Source organism: Agarilytica rhodophyticola (assembly GCF_002157225.2).
In the GTDB taxonomy this organism is placed as follows: domain Bacteria; phylum Pseudomonadota; class Gammaproteobacteria; order Pseudomonadales; family Cellvibrionaceae; genus Agarilytica; species Agarilytica rhodophyticola.
Genome location: NZ_CP020038.1, coordinates 2,949,669 through 2,970,098, shown reverse-complemented (window position 1 = coordinate 2,970,098; position 20,430 = coordinate 2,949,669). Strand labels below are relative to the sequence as shown.

The 20,430-nt window shown below is 42.7% G+C and carries 5 protein-coding genes; all 5 read right to left on the bottom strand.

The genetic code is table 11. The features are described 5' to 3' along the window. Positions 1 to 78: 78 nt before the first annotated feature. The gene (locus BVC89_RS12585; RefSeq protein WP_086931520.1) at positions 79 to 13,371 is read right to left on the bottom strand and encodes a beta strand repeat-containing protein; all 13,293 of its coding nucleotides are present in this window, start codon (positions 13,369 to 13,371) and stop codon (positions 79 to 81) included. A gap of 984 nt (positions 13,372 to 14,355) precedes the next feature. After that, positions 14,356 to 15,603 (bottom strand): hypothetical protein, encoded by a 1,248-nt coding sequence (locus BVC89_RS12580; RefSeq protein ID WP_086931519.1) that lies wholly within the window; start codon positions 15,601 to 15,603, stop codon positions 14,356 to 14,358. A 14-nt stretch (positions 15,604 to 15,617) separates the two neighbouring features. Continuing rightward, entirely contained in the window at positions 15,618 to 16,505 is an 888-nt protein-coding gene (locus BVC89_RS12575) for a hypothetical protein (protein WP_086931518.1), read from the bottom strand. A gap of 500 nt (positions 16,506 to 17,005) precedes the next feature. After that, the gene (locus tag BVC89_RS12570) at positions 17,006 to 17,881 is read right to left on the bottom strand and encodes a hypothetical protein (protein WP_086931517.1); all 876 of its coding nucleotides are present in this window, start codon (positions 17,879 to 17,881) and stop codon (positions 17,006 to 17,008) included. A 367-nt stretch (positions 17,882 to 18,248) separates the two neighbouring features. Then, positions 18,249 to 20,174 (bottom strand): hypothetical protein, encoded by a 1,926-nt coding sequence (locus BVC89_RS12565; RefSeq protein WP_086931516.1) that lies wholly within the window; start codon positions 20,172 to 20,174, stop codon positions 18,249 to 18,251. Positions 20,175 to 20,430 lie beyond the last annotated feature (256 nt).

Sequence of the window (20,430 nt, the reverse complement as noted above, 5' to 3'; positions counted from 1 at the left end):
AGGCATTAATGCCGATAGCCTTCTACTATCGACATCTGCTAATAGATCCACAGTCCATATTAATAAATAACGAGTTAATTAAAGGAAAGAGTCCTCCTCCTCTTCATTTAATTCCTCGTCTTCCTCGAATAGTTGGTCGCGAGGTAGGCGAATTGAAATATTGTCATAGGAGTAGTTGCGCACTCCAGTAAATACTGCCGGGTCAATCTCTTCGGCAGCTTCAACATTTACCAACAAATCATTGCGGCCTTGAATTAAGCTCGACAAATCGGTCAAGTTACCGGGCTGAAATGGGATGTTGGGGCTAATACCATTAGCAAAAATAGGCAGAAAACCTGTAAGGCTGTTAACCACCAGTTCTTCTTTCGCCAACACCACAATAGGACGTCCGTTAACCCCAAAGCCCTGACTTAGCACTGTTACTCTAAAGCCGACTAAATCAGGTTGCAAAGTATTAAGCGGGCCTATTGCGCGCACCGCACCATCGGTCACATTTAAATCTAAGGTACCTACATCAAAATTGGCATTGGCAACACCACCGGCGACTCGCGCATCATTAGTGCCTTCAAACATATAAGGCTCATCAGGTGTGTTATCAAATACTACATCCCCGGCAGTATTGATAAATGTCACATCGTTATTGCTACGCAACTGCACAACCCGTATTTCCTGGTCGTTAACCAATGACACACTGCCAGTATTATTATTTAAAGTGAGGCTGGCGACAGATAAGCCCAGGGCATCACCAGCAACCCCAACCCCTGTTTCGGTGGTGACGGTAAGATCATTCGCACGAATATTTGTCTGTGAACCAGCAACACTGCCAACGCTACCGGTGTTGGATACAAGGGTGATATTTTCGCCATTAGCTTCCAATTCAGAGAGGGTAATATTCTGATTGGCATTTAAGCTAATATTACCAGTAGTGGTCAGGCGACTGCCATCAGCCATTGTAATCTCGCCGTTGGTCGCGGTGATATCAGCCTGCCCGGCTTGAATATTGGCTTGCAGCTGAGTGGATTGAGCACTTGTTAGGTTTAAATTACCCGTCACGGCAACATCACCACTAACTATCGCGTTGTTACCACTAATGGTGGCATCACCGCCGACTGTGGTATTGGCAGCGATGTTAACATTACCACTATCGCCACTGACAGTAAGTTGTTGTGCGCTAATTTGTCCGCTAATAATATTGCCATTGGTTGCTGTTAAATTAACACTATTGCCTTGTGTAGTGGTGCCGGCAGCCACATTAATATCACCGCTTTGTGCGAGCAGCTGAATATTTTGACTTGCGCTAATATTACCATTTTGAGCAATAATGTTAGCAGAGGTTAAAGCCACATCTCGGCCATTGATAACACTGCCACTTTGCTGAGTAATTTGCCCACCTTCGATACTAATATCACCGCCCGACGTGGTCGTCGCATTAATTTGCCCCAGTAGTTCGACTGTGTCAGCCCCCGCATTAATGCTCACGGCGTTGCCGCTGGTATTTTGCTGGACATCGATATTGCCACTTACTCTCACACCTTGGCCGTTTAAGTTAATCGTGTTCTGTGCACTTAATTGACTACCGACATCAATCATCTCTGAGTTCGATAGCAATGAAATATCCGCGCCTTCAATGGTGCCATCCGTTGTTAAGTTGCCTTCGCTTTGTACGCTAAAAGCACCTGCGGCAGCGCTTTGTCGAATAATAATATCGTTACTATCCACGATACTCACTTGGCTTGCATTAGTAATAACAATACTACCAAAGTCATTACCTGTGGAATCTAGCTCCACCGCGTTATTGGCTGCGTTAATGGTGGTCAAGCCCGAAACATCAATATTACCGCTATCAAAAAGAGCCCCTCCAGAAGTAACATTAAATGTTTGGGCCACAATATTACCCAGTTGGGTAGCTCGATTATTTGTCAGCGACACACTGCCTTGACTAGCAGCTAAATTAATATCGCCAGCAAAATTATTAGCATTATCTAAAACTATATTTCCCGCAGAACTTGTTAAATGAATAGCCTGGTTAGAAGCCAAAACACCTTCATCACTAATATTCCCACCGGCAACAATATCAATAACACCTGTTGGGTTGAGAATGGAGCTGAGCTGCACGTCATTTTCTTCGCTAATAAAGACATCACCCGCAACTGTTTGCAAAGATAGTCTTCCCGTATCTAAAGAAAGTCGGTCGCTGGCGCTGCCAATGGCATCGGTACCATTAAAAATTACCTCAGCTGCGCGAATTTGTGCATCCGCTCCCACAGCATTTACACTAGCATTAACTAACTCAAAGACATTACTTATTTGCACTGGGCCATCGACATTTACCACATCGCCAGTTTCAGCCAGAATTCGGATATTTTCTTTATTAAAATAATTGACCTGGGCGAAGCTATTTAAATTAAAACTGCCATCGGCCAAGTTAAATATATCCGCTTGGCCATCAATATCATTTACAACCAGTTGATTAGAAAAGACTTGGTCGTTAACAGTTTCTGTCTCAGAATAATTAACATCGTAATTAGTTACTGTGCTGGCGCTATTACGTGTGTATTCCAGTGTTGCACGGTTATTAGTGGGCGAGACATTGTAGTTGGTGGTGTAAAGCTCGCTGGCACTGCCACCTCTTACTGTAACTGTGTCGGTACCGTCGTTACCGACAAAACTGACATTTCCAGAAACGCCGTCAATAATATCTACCGTTAAGGTATCATTGCCGGCACCCGCGCGAATTTCGCCACTGACAGAGCCGTTGGCGACATTGAAATTGTCCACATCACTGCCACCAATTAAAATATTAAAACCTCTGAAGTTAATATCACCATTAATAACACCGCTATTATTGCCAGAGTTGAGTACCCAGTCATTGCGAACATTTGCCGCTGTTAATTCGCTGTCTCTATCATTGCCGACAAACTCTTCAATATTATTAAAGCCTTGTGTAGGATCGCCAATACGAATACGCACACTGGTTTGTGCACTCATATCTACAATATCGGCTAGCGTCTGGCCGCCACCATCAACCGCACCGTTGATAGCACCACCGTCGAGATAAACAAAAGTATCATTTTGATTACCACCAGTTAAATTGCCGAAACCAGAAAAGTTGACAGCGCTATTAATTTGCCCACTATTTTGGGCATTGATTTGCCAGGTATTATCAGTATTGGCCGCGATAATAGTGTTGGTGTTGGCAGTATTGGCGTTAATATTTTCTACACGAGTGGCATTAATATCGGCCATGATAGCCGGGTCTAAGGCCACACTTATATTATTGGCTAAGCCGGTTAAATCCACAACATCACTGGCACTGCCTGTTGCAGGTTCAGCGCCCCCGTCGATAACACCTGTAATACTGTCGTTGCCATCAAGTATGAAGGTATCGTCTTGACTACCGCCGGTAAGATTGGCAAAGCCGCTAAATTGTATCGTGCCTATCTGGCCACTATTCTGTCCATTAACCAGCCAACGATTAACATTGTTATCACCGATAATGGTGTTATTGTTAGCGGCATTAGCATCGATAGTTTCAATGCCTAGAACATTTAAATCTCCGGCATTTTCAGTACCCAGTGCAACCACCACATCGTTATTAAGGTTGGTCATTTGCAGTAGGTCATTAGTGCCGGCACCGCCATCGATAACACCGCTTATATTATCGTTGTTATTTAATCTAAAGGTGTCTTGCGCACCACCTCCGGTAAGATTGGCAAAATTACTAAAGGTCACACCATTAACTTCACCACTGTTTTGGCCCATCACAATCCATGCGTTATCGCTAGCGGTAAAACCAACAAAGGTATTATTACGCGTTGCGCCACCGATGACTTCGCCTACACCAGAGATATCAATAGACTGCGCACCATTATCGGCAACCACATCAATGGTTGAACCGTCGCCTAATGTGGCTTGAGTCAATTGACTTAGTTGTATTTGCAAGTCGATACTGGAGGCTGTTGCATCAATGGTGTCCACAGCAGATACGAAGCCGCCACCATTAATAGATCCTTCAATATTGCCAGCGCCGGTAAAATTAAAGAAGTCTTGGCCACCGCCACCTACAAGATTATTAAAGGCGGTAAACGTAAAGTCGCTGGAGCCATTAGCTTCGGTGGTAACACGACCGCGGTTAACACCATCGATAGTCCAGGTATTGGTTCGATCATCGTCTTCATCAATGCGTAAAATAGCATTGTTATTACCGGTTACCCCCTGCACATTACTAATATTTAAAGTGCCGCTAATATCATCGCCGATAGTAACAACCAGCAAATCAGTTACGCGAGAAAAATCTAAGCGATTATCACCGCCGCCACCGTTAATTCTTCCGGTGATTTCTGCATTAGCGCCATCTAAACCAAAGGTGTCATCTCCATCACCACCGATGATGGTACCAAAGTTAACAAAGTTAACAGTATTTTCAGCACTGGGATTCGAAGTAGGAAAAACTTGACCGCCGTTGCGATCGGTCACAGTCCAGGTTAAATTAATAGTGTCACTAACAGTTAACCAGTTATTAACTTCCGTGTCATTGTCGTCGCTCTCATTAGCATCGTTGGCGGCGCTTATGGTTTCAATATTATTAACATGTATATTAGTTGGCATATTAGTGGAATCGGGGTTAGTAGAAGTAACAGTGGAACCCAACTCCACCGCGACCCCGGCAGTTAAAATGCTAAGATCTAATGTGTCGCTGGCCGACGCACCGCCATCAATCAGACCGCTAATAATTGACCCTGTATCGCTAAAGGTAAAATTATCCGTACCTTCACCACCCGTGATATTTTCAATACTGGAGAAACCTGCACCCACACCAGTAACAGTACCCACATCAGCGCCGCTAATATTCCAGGCAACTATATCGCCACTGGCACTGTTAACCGTTAGCGAATCATTGTCACCGCCGCCTTGAATACTTCCGGTAATGTTGCCGCTTTGTAAGGTAAAGTTATCGACAAAGTCACCGCCGATAAATGTTTGCATGCCGGTGAAGGCAATATTGGCGTTAAGAGTATTGTCTGTTCCAATTAGCCAGTTATTGGCTCTATTAAGACTGGTTAAGGTATCGTTGCCACTACCTGCATTTAATGTGCTGGTAATAGCACTGGCAGTATCAATGGTAAAACTATCGTTACCCCCTAAGGTATTTAATTCACCAAAGTCGGTAGATATCGTGACCGTATCCACAGCGTTATTACCATTGGCCACGTCTATACCAATGAAGCTGACATTATCAACCGTATGACCCGCACTTTGAATTGTCCATGTGCTCGCTGATGCATGGCGTATAGTCAGAGTATCAGTGCCGCCATTACCATTTACTGAGGCTGTTAAGCCGTCGATAAAAATATTAATTTGATCGTTGTCGGCACCGGCTTGTATTGGGCCGCTGACATCTGCGCGTAAATTAAAGGTATCATCACCGCCTAGACTATCAATACTGCCAGCAAATGCACTATCAATTTCAAAAGTATCGACCCCAGCATTGCCCACCAAGGCATCAATATTTAAGAAGGAAGTTACACCAGTAACAGAGCCTTCTGAAACACCGGTAATGGTCCAAGTATTTACACTATTATCTGCAGTTAAAGTATCCGTGTTACCGGCACCGTCAATACTGCCCGTAATAGAACCGCCGGCTAAGGTGAAGTTATCCTGCTGACCTCCCCCTACTAGGAAGTTAAAGTCAACAAAGCGCAGGCCACTAACGGTACCTTCATTAACATCATCAATATTCCAGGCGTTAGTTTGATCAGCGGCGGTTAAACGGCTATTAATATTATTACCGACAATACGCTCGACTTCGGTAAAGTCATCACCAACGGTAATATCTACAGCCCCCACTTGGGAATAATCAATAGTGTCTTGGGTAGTATGGCCACCGCCGTTGATAGTGCCAGTAATCGATCCCATTACTGCAAAGTTAAAAGTGTCGTCGCCACTGCCACCAAATAAATTATTAAAATCTTCAAACGCTATACCAGCGACGGTGCCATCATTAACATCGTTAATTTGCCAAGTATTATCACCATTTACAGCGCGTAAATTACTTTGGTTACCGTTACCAATAATACGCTCAACACCTGCTACGCCTTGAACATTTCCTCCCAAGGTAATATCCACACTGGCTAGGGCTGAAAGATTTACCGTGTCACGGGTTCGCTCACCAAGAGCATCAATACTGCCACTAATTTGGCCAGTGGCGGTGAACACAAAGGTATCGTCTTGGTCACCACCGAATAGGCTATTAAAGCCACTAAAGCGAATACCATTAACTTCACCCGTGTCGGTGCCATCGATTAGCCAGTTGTTGTCAATATTAGCCGCTCGTAGGGTACTATCTACAGCATTAATTTGTTCGATATTAATAAGATTGGTATTAAGGGTAATATCTTGGGATGTTTGATAGGTAACCGAGTCGGCACTAGTTTGACCACGGCCATTAATAATACCGGTGATACTGCTTCCCGAGGTGATGGTAAAATCATCATCATCGGAACCACCAGTTAAATTGCTCACATTAACAAAACTCAAAGTACCGTTTGAATTTGCTAAGGTGCCGTCATTTTGGCCAGTGATATTCCAAGTATTAGCTTGGTTGGCTGCCACTAAAGTGGTATCAGAATTATTTCCAATAACACGTTCAACACCACTGACATCAAACACGGTGGTATCCGTTTGCACCACATTGGCCACGGTTAAGTTTCTGACATCCACTGTATCGCGCGAAGATTGATTCCCTGCCGCAATAGTGCGAGCAATACTGCCACCGGTCATAAAGACAAAGGTATCGTTGCGATCGCCACCGACTATATCCGTAAAGCCAAAAAAGTTAATGCCATTAACGTTTCCTTGGTTGGTGCCATCAATCGTCCAGGTATTGGTAATGTTTTGGCCGCGCAGGAAGCTGTCAGTGCCGTTACCTCGTAAGGTTTCGATATTGGCAATGCCAGTGCCGAGGGTAAGATCGACCGTCATCATGTCGATATTTCTATAGTCTGCTTCGTCGCCCGTTGTGTGGCCACCACCATTAATGCTTACAACGCTGCTGGAATTATTAGCAAAGACAAAGTTATCATCTGCACTGCCGCCGACTAAATTATTAAAGTTAACAAAAATTAAATCGCTAGAGTTTACGTTACCACTATTGGCTGCAGTAATGTTCCAAGTATTATCCGTATCAGCACCTCGTAAAGTACTATTGGTATTGTTACCGATAACACGTTCAACATTCGTCACACCAAATATTGTGCTACCTACATCTTCGTCAATAGCGCTTGTAAGATTAGATAAGTCGACTGTGTCTCGCGAAGCTTGACCGACTGCATCTACCGAGCGAGCTGCGCCGGTAATACTGCCACCATCCATAAAGACAAAAGTATCGTCGCCGGCACCGCCGACAAGTTGGTTAAAGTCTTGGAATTCAATCGTGGACACACCGTCGGAAATACTCCCGGCATTGGTAGCATTGATAGTCCAGGTATTTGTCGTGCCGCCGGTGAGAACGCTGGTAGTGTTATCACCAATAACACGTTCAACACCACTCACACCTCGAATCGTATTGCTAACCCCCACATTGACGTTGGCAATGTTACTCACATCCACGGTGTCTCTAAGGTTTTGCATACCCGCATTAGCACTGGTAACAGTACTCATGTCATTCATAAAAACAAAAGTATCGTCGTTATCACCACCGACTAAAATATTAAAATTTTCAAACAATAAACCGTTAATATCACCGCTGTTGGCACCGGTGATCGTCCAGGTATTAACAGCATCAGCCCCATTTAATCTACTAGAAGTGTTATTACCAATAACACGTTCAGCATTTGTCACACCATAAATCGTCGTACTTGTCGCAGGGTCAGCCACGTCGATACTAATATTCACTAAGGCAAGGTTTGATAGATCGACGGTATCACCCGAGGCTTGACTACCGGCATCAACCATTCCAGTAAGGTTGCTTGTAGCGCCCATAAAAATAAAGGTATCGTCGCTATTGCCACCGGTAAGATGATTAAAATTCTCAAATAAAAAACCGTTGAGATCGCCATCATTTTCGCCAGTGATGGTCCAGGTATTAACTTCATTCGCACCAACCAGTGTACTGTTAGTATTATTACCAACAACACGCTCAATATTAGTAAAGTCACTGGCCCTTACTGAGACAGCTCCGGCAACAGCGGCAAAATTAACCGTGTCAGTATCCATAGTACCCGCACCGTCAATAGTGCCGGTAATATTTGCGCCATCGCTAATGGTAAAAGTATCGTTAGCGGTGCCCCCGACAAGATTATTGAAATCGGTAAAGGCAAAACTGCCATTAATATTACCGTCGTTAACTCCGGTAATGGCCCAGGCATTAACACTATCAGTAGCGGTTAGGGTACTGTTGTTTGAACCGGCCCCGTCATTATTGCCAATCACCCGTTCAAAGCCACTAACATCAAAAATTGTTGTACTAGCAGCGATATTGACTGAAGCGAGATTAGATAGGTCGACAATATCTTCACCGGTTTGCGCACCTGCATTAGCGCTATCGATACTGCCGCCAGTCATAAAGACAAAACGATCATCCAGTGTACCACCGGTTAAAATATTAAAGTTTATAAATTCAAAACCATTAATATTACCGTCGTTGATGCCAGTAATTGTCCAGGTATTTACCGTATTTTCACCTTGAAAGGTACTGTTAGTATTATTACCAATAACTCGCTCAATATTAGTAAAATCACTTCTTGAAACAGAGATAGCGCCCGTTACGGCTGCATAACTAACCGTATCACGATTATTTTGGCTGGCGCCATCAATCACGCCTTCAATATCGCCTAGTCCATTAGCATTAAACACAAAACTATCATCGTCACTGCCACCAGTTATATTTCTAAAGCTGGAGAAAGTCACACCACCCACATTACCGCTATTAGTACCATCGATATCCCAGGTATTAACGCTATTAGCACCCACTAAGGTGGTGCCCGCCACAGCATTACCGGCAACCACCTCAATATTTGAAAAATTATCTAAATTTGCAGTAACTGCCGTAGTAACGGCAGCATAGCTGACCGTATCGTTAACGCTTTCACCTGCTCCATCTATGGTGCCAGAGAGGCTGCCACCATTAGCAAAGTTAAAAGTATCATCAAGTGCGTTGCCGGTAAGATTATCAAAATCAGAAAAGTCGATGCCGTTTACATCACCAGAATCCACACCATCAATCGTCCAGCTATTAACAACGCCAGCATCAGCAATGATTGTACTGTCAGCATTCGCAGCGCCGCTAAAGCTTTCAATATTTAAAAACTCACTGAGACGCACCATGACTGCATTGGTAATAGTTGCAGCAAAACTCACACTATCATTAACGCCGTCGGCACCATCTACATTGCCACTAAGAGCTGCGCTGCTGTTGGTAAATTCAAAATTATCCTGGCCGCTGCCACCGGTAAGATTTTCAATGGTATTAAAATTAAAAACAGAATTAAGGGTGCCGCTATTGGCGCCGGTTATTTGCCAGTTATTAAACGCTGGCGCTAGTTGATCAGGGCCAACTAAAGTATCGCCAGAACCACCTAAGCCATTAATGGTAAAAGTACCACCGCTCCAGGTAGCGCCGCTGCCAATAGTGAACGTGTTATTGTTTGCATTGCCATTAACGGTAATATTTCCTGGGTTACCACTATTTGTTCCATTTGCCCTGATAGCGCCATTAGCCGTAAAATTATCACTAACGGTAATAGTGATATTACCCGCATCGTTATTATCTGGATCTAAACCAAAAGTATGCACACTGCCTAGGGTAATACTATCGCTACCAGTAATCGAAACATCACCACCGTTTTCGCTAGGACTACTCACCCCTGAGGTATTAATATTCACCTCACCCATAAAATTAGTTTGGTCGAGTTCAATCGTAAGACCACGAGCTATTAAAGATGCAGTTCCCATTACCGTAACGGCACCATCATCCACAATACCTTGGCCACTGGGTGCATTGGACGTCGCCACTAAATTACCAAAAATAGTTGACGCTGAGCTACCACCAATCAATAAGCGATCAATATCATTGAGTGTGGCATTATTTGCAGCTTCGATAATTAACGATGAGCTATTAAAGTCATTATTTCCCGTTAAAATAATATCAAAAGGATTTCCACCATTGTCACGGTCAGTATTAAAAATAGCGGTACCACCATTAACTATTGTACCGGCTACATCCGTTTGTTGAATAAGGCCATCGGTGCGTACGGTAATTTCATTAATTGCTATGGGCCCATTAAGGGTAACCGTATTATTAAGATCGATAATTAAATTACTACCGGGTGCAGTAAATGCCCCGGTATTTGCGACGATGCCATCAAGAATAAAACTGGTGGGACGGGTAAAATTGCTGGTAAAAGTTATATCGGCAACATCATCAGGGCTTGAGATATTGGCAAGCACTTGAATTTCAGAATTCAGCTGATCAGCCGTTGGCATAGCTGGAATAGCGGCATTTCCCGCTGAGAAATTAAAAATATTGGTACCCGTTCCTATCATGCGCTCAAAATTAAAATTGCGATGAAAGGTTAAGTCGTCTCCAGCTGCAATGGTAATGGTGACATCATCACTGCCATTATAATCCCAGTTATTGACATCGGAAAAATCAAGTGCCGTTGCATCCAATCTTCCCAAGCTGATATCACCATCAGCATGAATAGTAATATCACCGGTTCTCCTAATATCACTAGAACTACCAGGAGAACTATCGCCGCTATTATTATTTTCAGAGCCATTATTAATATAGGTAAATAAGGAGGCGTTATCAAAATCGCTATTAAAATTACCCGTAATCGCTGCACCACTTGCACCAATAGTAATATCGCCGCCTTCAGTGCCAACAAAATCTCGTGTATCGCTGGGGACTGTGGCATTGCCAATGGTAAAGTTACGGGCCGAAGTTACCGTAAAATTACCACCTGTTAACCAAATATTATTACCCTGTGAATCAGATGCTTGGATAGCAATATCGCCACCCGCTGCCAAGGTAATATTTAAAACATCATTCCCACTTTCATTATCGATGTTAATGCCATTAAAGTTAATATCATCTCTGGCGCTAAGATCAAAGGTAAGATTATGTGTACTCGTCGATCCATTTTCACCATAGGCAATACTTCCATTTAGATTAATATTTTGCGCATCCACTAATAATCTTGAACTGCCTACTTCACCCATATCACTATTATCATTACCACGCTCACCTATAGCAATGGTATTTAAAGCTGTAGTGCCTGAGGTAGTAATATTAATATTTCCATCGCCAGCAAAAGAGCTAACATCAATTGAGCCTGTAGATGAAAAGCTAGCGGCATTAACGGTTAAATCGCCTGCGGTAAAAATAAAGTCAGGATCGTTATTACCGTCATTTGTACTTATAAAACCCGACGATGTAACAACACCATTACTATTAATGAGAAAATTACCGCCGTTTGTATCAATAGTTGAACTGCCTAAAATAACGTCGCCGGCGGAGTCTTCAAAGTCAGCATTGAATTGTAGATTGAGAGCATTATTAGACGAGCTTATTTCATTCCCACCAGTGTCAATATTTCCATGTGCATTTAAAACCAAAGTACTACTACTACCCGAATAAATTAAAGCAGTATTAAAAGTAATGTCACCATTCTCTATCGATCCCATAGTGTCAGCAGTTTGTAAAGTTACAGTAGCTCCTGCACCACTATTATTTAAAGCCGAGGTCAATATACCTACATCTATACGAGCACCATCTGCATTTGAAGTAAATAGGGGGTCACTATCCATTATTCCTGTAGTAACACCTAAACTATTAATAGTTATATTGTTAGGATCAATCAACCACTCGCCACCACTTCCCAACACTGAAGAAATATCCGGTGCATTTAGAATTTCAAACCCCAATAAACCCGAGGTTTCAATAAACCCACCATTCCCCCCCAAGGCTCCGCCACGGGCAGATAAATCGCCATAAATACGCGCGGTATTATTGGCAAAGGTGATCACACGGCCACCATCGCCATTGATTAAGGCATCGGCTGAAATATTGGTGTGTTCACCAAGGTAAATAAAATCGGCATTACGTATTAATGGGTTAGCGCCTGTGCGATCGCCACCTACTAATACTTGGCCGCCACCGGTGCCACCAGAAGCATTAATTACAGCCTGATCGCTAAGGCCTACCTTATCGCCCAAGGCTTTAATATCCCCCCCATGGCCGTGATTGGAAGTGGCAGACGTTAGGCTGTTTTCTGTCAGTAAGGTGGTATCTTGACTATGAACTTCAATCCTACCACCCGCTTCTGAGACAGAGGCATTAAAAGCGGTAGTATCAGCGGTAATTCTGCCGGCACTGGTAATATTTTCCCCCAGTACCACAATATCACCGGCGTTATCGCCCGAAGTGCTGATACTGCCGCTATTCACCACATCGGCACCGGCACCCAAGGTAAAGGAACCATCATCATGCACCACCACACTGCGGGCATCACTAAGACCGCCGGCATTTACTGCCTGGGAAAAAATATCTTCACTAACACTGGCAGATAATAATATCTGGCCATTTTCGGCAGTAATCTCCCCGCTATTGATTACCGCCGCATCCACACCGATGTCTTCTTGCAGCACGGCTTCGCTCACCCGCACACCTAATAAACCTGCTGCATCAAAAGTAACAACCGCTTCCTTACCTGCCGCTAGGGTGACACTGCCCAGTTGTGCGCTAATCAAGCCTTGGTTTTCCACTTGTTGACCAATCAGAGCGACACTGCCACCAGTGGCGGCGTTAATTAGGCCGGAGTTAATCACTACACCATCGGTGCCTTCTAGGGCCTTAAAGGTGTAGTCCCCATTCATAAAGTCGGCAGGGTCAATAGATAAACCACTGGCTAAAATCCCCCCGGCATTAATGACTGAGCCGGCACCAAAGACGATACCGTTAGGGTTGACCAACACCACATGACCATTGGCATCGATACGGCCATTAATTTGCGAACCGTAGTTACTTAAAATACGGTTTAAAGCCACCGAGGAACTGCCCGGTTGTACAAAGTTAACACGCTCATCACTGCCCACATCAAAGCTCTGCCAGTCAATGGCCAAACGCTCGGTATTTTGATTGATCGTGGTGGTATTACCGGAACGGTTAATATTACCTGCGCCACCGACAATCTGCCCCCCTTCAGGCCCGGCAGATGCCGTTTCCGCCAGAATTAGGCTGGAGATGGCCAGGCTTAAGGCGCACTTTTTCAAGGTCCACTTTTTCAAGGTGCTCTTGTTAGAAGATGAAGGTAATAAACGGCGAGAAACAGAAGAACCTGTAAGCACACGACGGGAAACTGCGCGTCTCATATACTTTTCCTATAGGTATGTCACGTCCCTTGGCGGGAGATTTTAACAATCAACACAGCACAGTATTTCGCCTGTGCGTTTTTTAATACACATAACCAGCAACTTAGGCACTGGCCTTAGATATACACATTTCTCAATATACGAATCGATTTACACATTTAGTTGCATTTTTTTTAGTGGCAGTTACCAACGCTGTAGCACCTTTGGTGACAGTTACCACCGCTATAGCAGCAGATATCAGCCCGTGGCACACAATGGGCTTATCATGACCCCAATAGTTTTTTTGTTATCGTAAATTTGCTCTACCCTTCCGATCTATAGGCTACGTATGCTAACGACTAGGTATTCAGACCATATCAGAACACTTAGGGGCATTTATTATCGAAGGGCGAACTGTACACAAAACAACCAAAAAAAGTAATAAAAATCTGAAATTTGTTATATTTTTGCCACACATCCAGCACTTTTAATGATTTACGCACCAAAAGAAGTGGCTCTCAGCTCCTAACAAAAGACATATCACCCAATTATTCTAGTGTGATAACCCCTTTAGGATTTTTCACCAGCCCCTGATGAATGTCACCCTTATTAACGCCGCAAAAGCCAGCACAATTATTACCAAAATGATCATTACATTAGGCTCGCACTGTGCTAGCTGCCCCAATACACAAGGCAAAGCCACCTATTATTTTATGCGCTTTAATTTTCTCAGAAATACACCATAAGTGCTATATTGGCGAGGTGAGTTTTTATAAATGACGCCATAAATATTTAGAGATTATGGCGACAAATAAGATTCTCTATGGACAGTTGCGGATTGTAAATAATAGGAAAAGATTATTTACTATTTGCCATTATCAATACCAAGGCATAACAGAAAGGGTCAAAACATATATTGTAACTGGATACTATTGGGGTAGATACATGTGTATCTACCCCAAATAAATAAAAATCAGTCTATCCTAGGTGGCCTAATTACTCCCTTTAAGCATCCGCTTCAGCCCATTTCTGATTTCCCTTTCTAAACGTAGACTCGAAAATTTTAGCTAAGGACTTTGGCTTACCAGAATGCTTCTTAAATGAATCTACAGCCGTAACACCTATTGTAATTAAGGCCGCAGCTGCGACGACATATTGGCCTGAAGTCATACTTGCAAAAAGTGTCGGCATCGCCTTAACCGCCGCTGTCATGCCCACTTCTTTAGTGGCAATTGCCACTGCTGTAGCGCCACCACCTTTGGCCGTGTAAGACGATGCTTTTTTGGCTAATTCAATCGCTGTTGTTTTCACAACCAGCTTATCACGTAAATTATAGGGGTTTCTATTAACACCTGCATAATGTGCTCCTGCTGCCTCGCAAGCTTTTTCTAACTCTTTATCTGATAGATCTAGAGGATTGGAGAAATATACTTGATGACCAGAGTCCGACAGTTGATACATTGCATTTGTCTCGGAACGTACGCCAACATTTGACTGCTGCTTAGCCGTATTAGCCGGGCTACGCTTCATTATATCGGATGCGGCCTTAAATGTATGGCAGCCTTCCCCATGCACCAACCAATTAACAGGGGTATTAGCCTTGCTTGCTTGCTGAATAATAGAGGCAAGTTCTTCAGCGGTAGTAGGGTTTTTATGTTGCTTTTTACTTACATAAAATAATGTATATTCGTCATCTTCATTGCCTGCTTCATTAATATTAAGGCTTCTGGTCTGATCATAAGCTTTAATAATATGCTCGCCCAGCTCACGCCCAGCATCTTCATGGGTATCAAATTTGCCCGACACCGCAGCGTAAATAGCAGTGGGATTACTTTTTCTTACCGCATCCTTCCAACGCTTTTGTGGTGCATCTTTAATAGCTCGAAGCTTTTCAGATTTTATCTCCCAACTACCTAGTGCTTTCCTAACTTGGTATACACCTGTTTCGCTTCGCTGAGCATCTGACAGTACTAACTTTTCAATAAAAATACTGCCATTACTCATATAGTAATCAAAACTGCTACCTTCAAATTTATAGGTGCGAAAGTCCCCGGCCCTATTTAGGGTGCGACTATTAAGAGCGTCTGCATTTAGCCCAACAACAGCTCGATAAATGGTCATCAAATTATAATCTTTCTGATAATTCTCCTTAATCCCCATAAATACGGGATAAGACGCTGCATCGACATATACATCTCGGCCTGCCCCCGCATATCGTGAATAAATTCGCTTAAACCCTGAATTACTTGCCATAATATTGTCCTTGCTTAAGAATGATATAAATTTTTAATTAAAGGGATAGATGGAGGGGGTGACCCGCGTTTAAGAATATTGTCATCGGAATCAAGCTTATGATAAACCCAAGGTTCCGGATCACGTGTTGCTGAATATGTTTTTTGATCACAAAGCTCTAGCACTTGCTGCTGACGCAGCAACATAGAATCTGTCAGAGTTAAATCCAAAGTACTTGTAATAGAATCCATCACACCTCGTAAAAAAGGAAAACAATATTCTTTTGGGGAGTAACCATAAGATAAAAACTTAACAGTGAGATATTTGTTATCATCCAGAGGAGTAAAAAGATATTTTCGTAAACCCTTACCTCCGCTAATATTCCCTGAGTTTTTGTACTTTTCCTGATCCGGATGAGCTTCATACTCTATCCACTTAACGGCATTAATAGTACGAATTTTCCAATTAATCGGAGTGATATGCTGATTGCCAACCCCACCAGGGCCAACTGCATGATAAGTGTCGTGCAGCGTGATTGCCTCAAACTGTTCTGGCGCAAAACATGAGACACCATCACCAAAAGGGGCGGCATCCATTACAAAAACAAAGCAATCGACTGCACATAAATAGGTGTCACGCCACACTACGCCATATACATTCGAACTTCGTTGCAATATCGTCAAGTAGTTTAATTGTTCTTTTCTATACTCGATTGTTCGGGTTTTTGTTAAATCTGCATAAGCCGTAGTGTCATAAATATTAATATTGGTCTGAATTTTAACTTCTCGGGTTTCGCTACTATGACAAGGCACCGATATACTAAAGCTATTGCCGGATAAATTTGTTTCTAAATAGTCTGGATTATCTAAGCCTTCTATATAAGGATGCTTACTTGAAGCCAGTAAGCGCTTTATCAATGACATATAAACTAAAACCCTATGCTAATAATTTTATATAGTAGCCTTATTGCCACAAGTTACTTGATTGTAATACACATCGCTTGGTCTATTAAGATCTTGTTTTACTTTCAAAGTATTGATGGCCAATGTTGTATAATGTAAATGGCTTTGTATCAGAACCATGTAGTGGACGTACTATATAAGGCTTTTGCTTTGGTAGAAGGAGTCTTTCGAACATAGGGGCAAATACACTTCCGGTTGTTAGTCTAGTATGACATTTATTGAATACACTAAAGAATATCCGTTTAAAAAACGATCATAATTATAGAATATGATCTTTATCTATAACAAGTAAGAAATCACATTCTTTTAGAACAAGATCTCTACTCTAAAGCCAGATTAGAGTATCCGCCCTCCTTCATTGTAATAACAAGGTAGAAAAACGCTAAAAGCTATATCGAATAACGGCTATTAGGGATTTAGCTATGTTTACCGAATACTTGTAAGTACAAGGCTTGCACCTGCTATAAATCCATTGAAGGAATAACTGGCGGTGGCGATCCTCGCTTAAGAATATTATATCTAGAATCCAATTTATGGTAGACCCAAGGTTCAGGATCTCGTGTTTCGGAATATTTTTTTTGCTTACATATTTCCAAAACTTGCTGTTGACGTTGTTGTAAGGAATCCGTTAGCGTTAAATTTAAAGTATTTGTAACAGAGTCCATTACACTCCGCAAAAAAGGAAAGCAATATTCTTTGGGAGAATAGCCAAAAGAAGTAAAATTAACGGTAAGATATTTGGTATCGTCTAAAGGGGTAAAAAGATACCTTCGTAAGCCCCTACCTCCACCAATATGCCCCGAATTCTTGTACATTTCCCGATCCGGATGAGCCTCATAGGCTATCCATTGTACGCCATTAATGGTACGTACTTTCCAATTAAGCGGAGTAATATATTGATTGGCTCCACTACCTGGGCCAATCGCATGGTAGGTATCATGCAGCATAATGGCCTCAAACTGTTCTGGCGCAAAACACGAGATATTATTGCCCAAAGGCGCCGTATCCATTACAAATATTAAGCAACCAATTGTACACAAATAGGTATCACGCCACAGTACGCCATATACCGTTGAGCTACGCTGTAACACCGTTAAATAGTCAAATTGTTCTTTGCAATACTCGATTGTTCTGGCTTTTGTTAAATCTGCATAAGCCGTAGTGTCATAAATATTAATATTGGGTAGCATTTTAACTTCACGTCTATCACTACTATGACAAGGCACCGATATACTAAAGCTATTGCCAGATAAATTTGTTTCTAAATAGTCTGGATTATCTAAGCCTTCTATATAAGGGTGCTTACTTGAAGCCAATAAGCGCTTTATTAAGGACATAAAAATTAAAACCTTATTAATATTACGATACTAAATTTACAAATATAAAAAGCTGAAAAAAAAATTTCCACTTATAAACATTTGCAAGAAGACACTGTTTAAGATTAAAGCCAATTCAGTTAATACTAATTTTCTTAAGTCTTAATATAAGGTTTTCTCTTTAGTGCAGGAGGTTTTAGGTAAAAGTAGGAGGCACAGTTCCAATTGCACGTTTATAAAATCCTTATAGGAAGAGTCTTAGCACTTTAATTGTTTGAAGTATATAACTAGTCGCAAAACATGGCTGAAAGCTTTTTATTATGACAATAAATGACGAAGTGTATTACTCACAGATACTCCGCCATTTACTTAACACATTAATACTAAATTAATCTACACTATCGCCACGAGAGATAAAAACACGTTCGCCAGAAACAATATCTACCGCTAGTACTGCATCTAGAATTCTATCAACAACAAAGGCATAACCTAGACTATCATCGTAGTGAATTTCTTCTGGTTGACTAAAGGCATTTACATTATCAGGTGTCGTAGAGTCTGAAAAAATTAAACGTGTTCCTGTATCAAGATCTACCTCAATTAAGCCATCAATAGCACCATCGTTATTAACTAATAGGCGATTTCTTTCCCTGTCTATTACCAATGTTCTAGGATCATCAAAAGCTGGAGTCATGGCATCACTAAATATTGTACGTGCGCCGGTTAAAGGATCAAGGCTATAAATGAGAAGGAGCTGACTATCTACAAGAAATAGGCGATTATCTGCATCATCAAATACTATTCCACGTGCATTTAGAATTCTATTTGAGGTATCTGTACTTGGTACAGGCCCACGATCAGGTCTTTGGCTTGAGAATACTGTTCTACCACCACCCGCTATATTCATAGTTGTAATGCCAAAATTTTGATCTGAAACTAATAACCTACTGGCATCATTTGGATCAAGAATCATTTCACGTGGCGCACTAAAAGGTAAAATACTATCAGGTACAGTGCTACTGGATTTAACTTCTCGCAGACCACCATTCAACCTTACCTCAAAAATAGTTCCAGCTAACGCATCACTTACCCATAGGATTTCGTTGGTTTCATCGATTAACAATCCCTCAGGTAAATCGAGAGGTGTCGAAATATTCTGGGTCATGTTATCAGATAATATCTCACGTACCCCTGTCATTAGATTAACAGAAAATATCGCCTTTAAATCACGATCACTGATATAAATTAGGTTCCTAGCAGAGTCAAATGCAATACCTGAAGGAAAAGACAGCGGATTATTACTATCAGGAAAATCTCCCATTGCCGTATCGCTTTTTACCATGACTGATGTGGTAGTGCTATTGCCGGCTGCATCGCTTACCACTACATTGAGGGTGTTGTCGCTATCAGCCGTTAGGGGCAGGTTTTCAATTTCCCAGGTGTCAAAAGTACCGTTGGGGCCGGTTGCGGTTGCTGCCACACCATTGACCATGACGGAACTTACACCACTGGTATCATCGCTTGCGGTGCCGCGAATATTCACCGTTGTGCCTTCTGTCATAGAAACTGGCGGCGGAAAGGCGATGGTGGCTTGTGGGTCGGTGCCATCAGCGAGGGTGGTGATGGTAAAGGTGCTGGTGACACCACCAATATCCAGTGTAGTGCTAACATCTGTGGAGACGGTGCTTGAGGAGGTGCGTCTTACTTGTACACTTTGGCCATCATCTACCGTACCGGCGCTAGTGGTAAAGGTGCCGCTGTCTATGCTGTATTCGCCATCGGTAATGGAGATCGGGGCGCTATTGTCAATGCCGGCAACGGTAATGGCATTGGACGTAACCACGGCAGATAGTGCAGCACCAGTGGCGGCGGTAAAGGTAAAGGCGTCGGGTGTGGTGTCGAGCATACGCGTGGTGATCACAAAATCGCCACTAACGCCGCCAATGGTGAGTCGTACGGTGGCGGTTTGATCAAACATGTCCGATGAGGTGCCACGCACTTGCACCATTTGACCATTGGTGACGGTGCCTGCTGCTGCGGTAAATGTGCCTGAATTAATCGAGTATTCCCCGCCGGCAACACTAATGGCCGTCGCCGCGTTTATACCTGCTACTGTAATGGCATCTGATGTAATAACAGTACTTATTTCCGCACCGCCCGATGGCGTCAGGGTGAAGGTATTGGGAGTGGTATCAGGTGGCACGGGCGTTGGTGTCGGGGAGCCGCCGCCTCCGCTGCCACCGCAGGCAGCAATAATAAAAGACGCGGAGGTGAGGATACAAATTGAGCGCAATGATTTGAGATCACATACCATCTGTGAATAACTCCATGTTGGAAAGTGTGTAAGGGATATCGTTGGATAGTAATAATTATCTATTGCCTAGCAGAATCTAATGTCTGTTATCGGCGATGTCGTATTACTTATCGTGTGTTCTTAGTTACATTGTTAATTTATGTTCTTATTTCGTCTGTAGTCTTATTTATATTGTTTATCTTGTTTATCGAATTAGTGTCCCAGTGTTGGATCTTGTGATTCTCTCAAAAAGTGTTGCTAAGTTCTATGATATGGA